3 protein-coding genes are annotated in these 3354 nt (G+C 73.0%); 1 reads left to right on the forward strand and 2 read right to left on the reverse strand.

Translation table 11 applies throughout. From position 1 onward, the window contains the following. Positions 1-58: 58 nt before the first annotated feature. Positions 59-730 (reverse strand): leucine efflux protein LeuE, encoded by a 672-nt coding sequence (gene leuE / locus DLJ58_RS00225; RefSeq protein WP_124853315.1) that lies wholly within the window; start codon positions 728-730, stop codon positions 59-61. Further along, positions 730-1974 carry a bifunctional pyridoxamine 5'-phosphate oxidase family protein/GNAT family N-acetyltransferase gene (locus tag DLJ58_RS00230; protein ID WP_124853313.1) on the reverse strand — a complete coding sequence of 415 codons (1245 nt, stop codon included), beginning with the start codon at positions 1972-1974 and terminating at the stop codon, positions 730-732. The genes leuE and DLJ58_RS00230 overlap by 1 nt, the downstream gene beginning before the upstream one ends. A 36-nt stretch (positions 1975-2010) precedes the next feature. On the opposite strand from DLJ58_RS00230, the gene DLJ58_RS00235 reads away from it, so the two are divergent. Further along, the coding region (locus DLJ58_RS00235; protein ID WP_124853314.1) for an aminotransferase class I/II-fold pyridoxal phosphate-dependent enzyme at positions 2011-3354 on the forward strand (1344 nt) is incomplete at its 3' end.

A 3354-nucleotide genomic window follows, 5' to 3' on the forward strand; every position in this document is an offset into this window, starting at 1 on the left:
GCGACAAACCGGCTCAGAGTGCTCGTTACGACGACCGAAAGTGCAAGATCGCGACGGACTAGCCGGCGCTGGCGGTGGCCAGCTTGAGGCTGAAGGCCAGGAAGAGGGCGGCCACGGCGGTGGTGCCACCGGCCGCCAGGCGGCGGCGTTGGCGGAACTGGGCGGCCAGGAAGGTGCCCGCGAAGATCAACGCGGTCAGGTAGAGCGCGCTGGTCACCTGCGCGATCAGCCCGAGCAGCAGGAACGACAGTGCCGGCCAGGCGTAACCGGGGTCGACGAACTGGATGAAGAACGAGATGAAGAACAGGATCGCCTTCGGGTTCAGCAGGCTGATCACCAGCGCCTTGCGGAACGGGCTGCGCATCGCCGCCGGTTCCGCGGCGTCGATGAGCCGCGGCGTGCTCGGGTCGTTGCGGTCGCGCCAGCGCCGCACGGCGCCGAGCAGCATGGTCACCCCGACATAACCGAGGTACGCGGCACCGGCGTACTTGATCACCATGAACAGCGGCGGGTACGCCTTGAGCAACGACGCCACCCCGGCGGCGGAGAGGAACATCAGCACCCCGTCGCCGACGAACACGCCCGCGGCGGCCCGGTAGCCGACCGCGACGCCTCGTTTGGCGGCGGTCGAGAGCACGAAGAGTGAGTTCGGCCCGGGCAGCAGGATGATGGCCACGGTGCCCAGTACGTACGTCCAGATGTCGGTGATCCCCAGCACGCCCGCCATCATCACGCCACCGGTGCCGTCCGCAGAAGTCTTTCTCGCAGCCTGGCCTGTGCGTTCGGCCACTCGTCGACGGTCATCGCGTACTGCACGGTGTCCCGCCAGGAGCCGTCCGGGCGTTGCCGGTGCATCCGCAGCACCCCTTCCCGGGTCGCGCCGAGCCGTTCGATGGCCGCCTGGGAGCGAACGTTGCGGATGTCGGTGTGCCAGGCGACCCGTACCGCGCCCAGGTCGTCGAAGGCCCGACTGAGCAGCAGCAACTTCGCCTCGGTGTTGATCCCGGTACGCCACCAGGGCCGGCCGAGGAAGGTGTGTCCGATCGCCACCGCCCGCCGCTCCGGGTCTATGTCGTAGTAGGAGGTGCTGCCCACCACCGCCCCGGTCGCCGCGCACCGCTGCACCCAGGCCACCCGCTCGCCCCGGTGCTGGGCGGCCAGGGCGGCGCCGATCACCTCGGCGGTTTCGGCGGGGGCGGTGGGCGGCGCGACGCTGAGGTGCCGCCACACCACGGGGTCCGCGGTGGCGGCGTGCAACTCGTCGGTGTGCGCGAGGTCCAGCGGCTCCAGCCGAACGTGCTCGCCGTGCAATTGCACCGGGTCGTGCCAGGGCGTGCGGGGCGTCCGCAGGTACGCCGGCAGCGGCGCGGTGACCCCGGCGTCCGGCTCGGGTGCCCCGGCGGTCAGTCGCAGCGGCAGCACTCCGGCCCAGTGCGGCAGGTCCAGGTCGGCCTCGTCCTCGCGGACCCCGCCCGTGCGGGCCCGGACGGACACCTCGCGCAGTGGCAGCGCCAGGACGGCGGTCTCGGCCAACTCGCGACGGCTGGGCGGACGAGTGGCGGTGCTGCGTCCCGCGCCGACCTTCTCGACCAGCGCGGTGAGCATGGCGAGCTTCTCCCGCTCGTCGGTGACCAGTCGGGCGGTGCCGTGCGCGACGACCGAGCGGTAGTTGGCGCTGTGGTGGAACTGGGAACGGGCGTAGACCAGCCCGTCGAGCACTGTCACCGCGACGCAGACCGGCAACCCGTCGTCACCCCGGGCGGCGAGCAGCGGCCGACTGCCTGTGGAGCCGTGCAGGTAGAGCGTGTCGTCGATGCGGACGTGCAGGGTGGGCAGCACCCGTGGCTGGCCGTCGACGGTGAAGCTGAGTGCGCAGTCGTACGCCTCGTCGAGGACGGCGTGGGCGGCGGCCTGGTCGTAGCTCATCTTGTCGCGGGAGCGGTGGGGTGTGGTCCGGGCGGTGGGTGGATACATGCGCGCGCCCCTTTGTTCTAGTACAATCTCTGATTTGTGTCAGCACACTATCAGCTCACCGGTACGACAGCCGTCGAGATTTCGGCCAGCATCGAGTCCGGCATCCGTACCGGCGCCCTGTCACCGGGGGCTGCCCTGCCGCCCGTGCGGGCACTCGCCGCCGAGTTGGGGGTCAGCCCCGCCACCGTCGCCCGTGCCTACCAGGAGCTACGCCAACGTGGCCTGCTCGCCACCGCTGGTCGGCACGGCACCCGGGTACGCCCCCGCCCGCCGGTGGCCGCCCGCCGCTCCGCGCTGCGCCCCCCACCGTTGCCCGGCGCCCGAGACCTGTCCCGGGGTGAACCCGACCCCCGTCTGCTGCCCCCGCTGGGCCCGCACCTGGCGGCGCTCGCCACCGAGAACGGCCTGTCGGTCGGCTACTCCGATGCCGGAGTGCTGCCCGAACTGGCCGAGGCCGCCCGCGCCCGGCTGCGCGCCGACGGCGTACCGGCCGGGGAGTTGACGCTCACCGGCGGTGCGCTGGACGGCATCGAGCGGCTGCTCGGCGCCCACCTGCGCCCCGGCGACGCGGTGGCGGTCGAGGACCCGGGCTGGGCCAATCTGCTCGACCTGGTCGCCGCGCTGGGCCTGCGCCCGATCGGCGTACCGGTGGACGACGAGGGGCCGCTGGTCGCCGGGGTGGCGGCGGCGCTCGCCGCCGGAGCGCGGGCGCTGATCGTCACCAGCCGGGCGCAGAATCCGACCGGCGCCGCCGTCTCCGCGGCCCGCGCCGAGGCGCTGCGGACGCTGCTCGCCGGCCGCCGGGACCTGCTGCTGATCGAGGACGACCACGCGGCCGAACTGGCCCGCGTACCCCTGCACCCGCTCGCCGGTGCGACAGCGAGTTGGGCCTTCCTCCGTTCGGTGAGCAAGCCCTTCGGCCCGGACCTGCGGATGGCGGTGCTGGTCGGCGACGAGACGACGGTGGCCCGGGTGAGCGGTCGTACCCGGGTCGGGGCCGGCTGGGTCTCCACAGTGCTGCAACGCCTGGTGCTCGCCCTGTGGCGGGACCCGGCCGTCACCGAGTTGGTGCAGCGGGCGGCGCAGAGCTACGAGCAGCGCCGCGAAGGGCTGCTCGCCGCGCTGGCCGAGCACGGCCTGACCGCGCATGGTCGCAGCGGCATCAACGTCTGGCTGCCGGTCGCGGACGAGACCAGCACGGTGACCGCGCTCCGCGACGCCGGCTGGGCGGTGGCCCCCGGCGCGCTCTACCGCATCGCCGCCCCGCCGGCCCTGCGCATCACCGTCAGCTCCCTGGACACCGCCGACCTGGCCCCCCTGGCGGCGGCCCTGGCCCAAGCCGAGAACCCACCCCTGTCCCTTATACACATCTCCGAGCCC

This window comes from Micromonospora arida (assembly GCF_003857035.1).
GTDB lineage: Bacteria > Actinomycetota > Actinomycetes > Mycobacteriales > Micromonosporaceae > Micromonospora > Micromonospora arida.